The organism is Dehalococcoidales bacterium (assembly GCA_028716225.1).
Classification (GTDB): Bacteria; Chloroflexota; Dehalococcoidia; order Dehalococcoidales; family UBA5760; genus UBA5760.
In genome coordinates, this window is record JAQUQE010000111.1 from 1 (window position 1) to 3,294 (window position 3,294).

Annotated in this window: 7 protein-coding genes; all 7 read right to left on the reverse strand. The window is 50.3% G+C overall.

What is annotated here, in order from left to right:
• Positions 1 to 357 (reverse strand): peptide deformylase (locus tag PHI12_14285; GenBank protein MDD5511952.1); only part of this gene is annotated, 357 nt, incomplete at its 3' end.
• An 11-nt stretch (positions 358 to 368) separates the two neighbouring features.
• Complete coding sequence (locus tag PHI12_14290) at positions 369 to 788, reverse strand: hypothetical protein (GenBank protein ID MDD5511953.1); 420 nt, start codon at positions 786 to 788, stop codon at positions 369 to 371.
• A complete protein-coding gene (locus PHI12_14295; GenBank protein MDD5511954.1) occupies positions 781 to 1,713 on the reverse strand; it encodes a hypothetical protein in 933 nt (310 codons plus the stop codon). The genes PHI12_14290 and PHI12_14295 overlap by 8 nt, the downstream gene beginning before the upstream one ends.
• Entirely contained in the window at positions 1,710 to 2,276 is a 567-nt protein-coding gene (locus tag PHI12_14300) for a hypothetical protein (protein ID MDD5511955.1), read from the reverse strand. Before PHI12_14300 ends, PHI12_14295 begins: the two co-directional genes overlap by 4 nt.
• A complete protein-coding gene (locus PHI12_14305; protein MDD5511956.1) occupies positions 2,273 to 2,740 on the reverse strand; it encodes a hypothetical protein in 468 nt (155 codons plus the stop codon). Before PHI12_14305 ends, PHI12_14300 begins: the two co-directional genes overlap by 4 nt.
• The gene (locus tag PHI12_14310; protein MDD5511957.1) at positions 2,737 to 3,096 is read right to left on the reverse strand and encodes a hypothetical protein; all 360 of its coding nucleotides are present in this window, start codon (positions 3,094 to 3,096) and stop codon (positions 2,737 to 2,739) included. The genes PHI12_14305 and PHI12_14310 overlap by 4 nt, the downstream gene beginning before the upstream one ends.
• Complete coding sequence (locus tag PHI12_14315) at positions 3,093 to 3,230, reverse strand: hypothetical protein (GenBank protein ID MDD5511958.1); 138 nt, start codon at positions 3,228 to 3,230, stop codon at positions 3,093 to 3,095. Before PHI12_14315 ends, PHI12_14310 begins: the two co-directional genes overlap by 4 nt.
• Positions 3,231 to 3,294 lie beyond the last annotated feature (64 nt).

Here is a 3,294-nt window from a genome sequence, read left to right on the forward strand (position 1 = left end):
GTCTGAGGTTTCGAGGTAATCGATCATCAGTATCCCGTTCAGGTGGTCGATCTCGTGCCGGGCCACCTGGGCTTGCGTCCCTGTGAACGTGTATTTTCTAGTGTTCCAGTGCTCGTCCATGGCTTTGACTTTTACGTACATGGGGCGCTCTATCTCAACCTCTAACCCGGGCAGGGACAGGCAGCCTTCCCTGACGCGACGCGGCTTCTTCTCTTTGAGAATCAAGGGGTTTACTAAAACGATGGGCGTCATATCGCCCACGGCTATAACACATACCCGGTGCTTGAAGCCTACCTGATTCGCCGCCAGTCCGCACCCGCCATATTTCTTCATGTCGTAGAGTAGCGCGGCGGCCATCGCCTCCACGTTTATCCTCTCAGTAGCCTCACCTCCAACTCTTCCAATACCTTTTTGAGATCCACGCCGATCGCCTTACTCACTATATCGATTACCTCGTCAGAGAAAGCGTCCGGCTCAAGGCCCGCGGCCTTCATGGCGTCCTGCAGGCGTGTGTGTCTGAACTGGCTGATAACGGCGTAGGGTATCATCTCACCTATCGTGTCCCGCTTATCGACCGTCCACAGGAACACCCCGGCCTTCGGACTCTCTGCCTGCACCAGGTAGTCTTTGCCGTCCACGGCCACGTCCATCACCTTCAGCATCTTACCCTGCATCGCGCTGAAGTATTCGTCCTTCATATTGTAATCGCACCCGGGCATACTTGCCGGCGGCTCCATCGTATGCTTCAGCTCTTTGTCGACGATCACGAATCCTTTTGGTTTAAACATCGCGGCCTCCCTTGAATATTTTAACCACATCAGCTGCCCGGGTGTCTAATTCCTTAATAGCAGCGTCTACGCGGTTTATCTCGGCTTCCACGCTTTGCACAGCCTGCTGCGCCGGGGTAAGATCCTCTCTCAGTAGTTCCAGATAATCGACAAGGATGGCTCGTATCTTAGTCACCGGCACCTTATCGAGGTTCCTTACCTGGTGCAGCACGAAAGCCCTGTGCTGCCTGGCGCTCTTGACGGTCTTCTCTCCGGAGACAGCGACCTGGCGGTAATAGCTCTCCCGGGCCAGATAACCCCTCAACTGCCCCCTGGTCAATCCGTACTTCTTGCTCACTATATTCAGTCGATCGGCGCCGCCGGCCTTAACCTCGGCGATGATGGCCAGTCGCTCCTGGAAGGTGTATGAAGCCGAGCCAGTATTTTCGTCCACCTGTTTTCGTAGCTTCACGGCCTTCGAGTGGACTACTTTCTTTGGAGCGCCTGCTTTTTCGTCCACTTTAGTACCCGGGTTTTTGAGAGCCTTTTGCGCCGCGGCTATGGCGGCCTTATGAGTGAACTTGTAGTTGTTCACGGCCTGCGGCTTGCATCCTACCGCCGCCGCGATCGATACGCACTTCTCGCCCATTACAAGCCGTTTGAATATCTCGCTCTTGTCGTGATCGTCTATCTTACGCTTAACTGACTTCAGAGCGGCAGGTTTGGCAGGTTTATGACAGGTTTTAAGTCCCGCGCCGGCGAGAGTGGCAGTGTGCGTCATTGCAGGAGCAACGCTTACAGGAGGCATCAAGCGGCGCAGGTGGTTGGTTTCGTCCATCTGGAACATCGCCGCGCAGTAGACACACTTCAGGGCGTCGGCTTCCTTGCGATCCTCCCGGGACCGCGCCGGCAGTAACTCTTTATCTTTACACAGCGGGCATTTCATTGTTTGGGCTCCTTTCCCTCTGCCATAGCACGGATGTGGGCTGCTTTATTCCCTGGAGTCCAAGACACTGGCCCTATGGAGTAAATAACTTCATTAAATTTAGCTATGGCATCTATAACAGCGTCAGGAAGCTCACCATCTTCTGCAAGGTCATCACACCCAAAATCACTACTATCTAAGAGGGGTAAATAATGAGGCTTGCAGATTATCAACCTTAATCCTTCTATCGTGCCACCTTCCTCCTCAATAAATTCTTCTATCTCATCCCAATCTGAGAAATATTTATCGGCAGCATCAGAATAGAGCATACCCTTCTCATTCCACTCTGCTTTTGGCATGGCCTCGTATTTTTTAATTTGTCTCTTGTCCCAACACTCTGTGCATACCAACCGACCCTTAGCTATAGGTTGACTACAATCTTCGCATAGCGTGTGTGTACATCCATCATATCGGGCGGCTCTTTCATCACAGCATAGATGCCCGTGCCTACTTACCCAACCCGATATATTAGTGCGGTATTGTGCAGCCTCATTACTATCAAATAAAACTACTATCTCGCTCATCTTCCTACTCCTTTCAACATATCCAACGTTTTATCGTGCCCATCAAAAGACATAAGCCTACGAAGAATTGAGTACATTATTTGGTACTCCTGTGGCCTTGTTTGTTCGGGTGGGAAAAAGTCCGATTCTTTTTCAATGGTTATCTTGTGTGGATGGCAGTACAGCAAACCCCATCCATTAGTTATTTCATCGGCCTTTAATAAACCTACAGGGCATAGATAAAATCGGCGGTTTCCTATCTGGGTTAGCCATTGGCGATGACCTTTCTTTAGGTCAGCGAAGTAGTCTGAGCGAGCGACCTTACATTCGATTACGGCAGTGTGGGAATGATTCATACCGAGAACGTCAGGCCGTGAATCTGCGTAGCTTCTATATTCAGTTAGTATAATCGGAAACTTCAACCTCGATATGTGATTGTTTTTAAACCAGTTACAACCGCGTATTACAAGCTCGTCGTGAGTCATTTCTCCACCTGCTTTACACTTGTTTCCTTCCTACCGATTCGTGGTACTGAGTCCCAATCGACATGCTTACCTTGCAGCCACAACCCGACAATATCAACGCAATCCTCTCGCCGGTATGCCGGGCGAAACCCCCAACAGTCGCCTCCGGAATATGCGTTCATGTTCATCTCTTCATCTTCAGCAAGCCTTCTTATTGGGTGTTCGCAAACAGGATAGTTTTCATAACAAGAGCCTGTGCCCTCCCACGAACAATATCGACACCACGCACAAAGGCTTGTGCACATCTCTAACTTCAAAATCTTATCATCCTGGAAGGCTGCGAGTATGAGGTATTCTAATCGCTTCTCTCTTTTCATTTCTCCACCTTCCTTCCGCTCCGGGACATGTCTTTGAAATACTCAGTGTACAGCTTGAGACACAGCCCCAAGATTACGAGGTTGATCGCGGTGAAGCCCACCGCTATTACCGTTACCACCAGAATTTCATTCATAAAGCCTCCCTATAACAATAATAAGCATGTGCATAAGTGCATAACTCAGCCCATGGCGTCCTCG

Excerpts from the sequence above, each read along its gene's own strand:
- PHI12_14290 (MDD5511953.1), bottom strand. The coding sequence starts at position 788 with ATGTTTAAACCAAAAGGATTCGTGATCGTCGACAAAGAGCTGAAGCAT.
- PHI12_14295 (MDD5511954.1), bottom strand. The coding sequence starts at position 1,713 with ATGAAATGCCCGCTGTGTAAAGATAAAGAGTTACTGCCGGCGCGGTCC.
- PHI12_14300 (MDD5511955.1), bottom strand. The coding sequence starts at position 2,276 with ATGAGCGAGATAGTAGTTTTATTTGATAGTAATGAGGCTGCACAATAC.
- PHI12_14305 (MDD5511956.1), bottom strand. The coding sequence starts at position 2,740 with ATGACTCACGACGAGCTTGTAATACGCGGTTGTAACTGGTTTAAAAAC.
- PHI12_14310 (MDD5511957.1), bottom strand. The coding sequence starts at position 3,096 with ATGAAAAGAGAGAAGCGATTAGAATACCTCATACTCGCAGCCTTCCAG.
- PHI12_14315 (MDD5511958.1), bottom strand. The coding sequence starts at position 3,230 with ATGAATGAAATTCTGGTGGTAACGGTAATAGCGGTGGGCTTCACCGCG.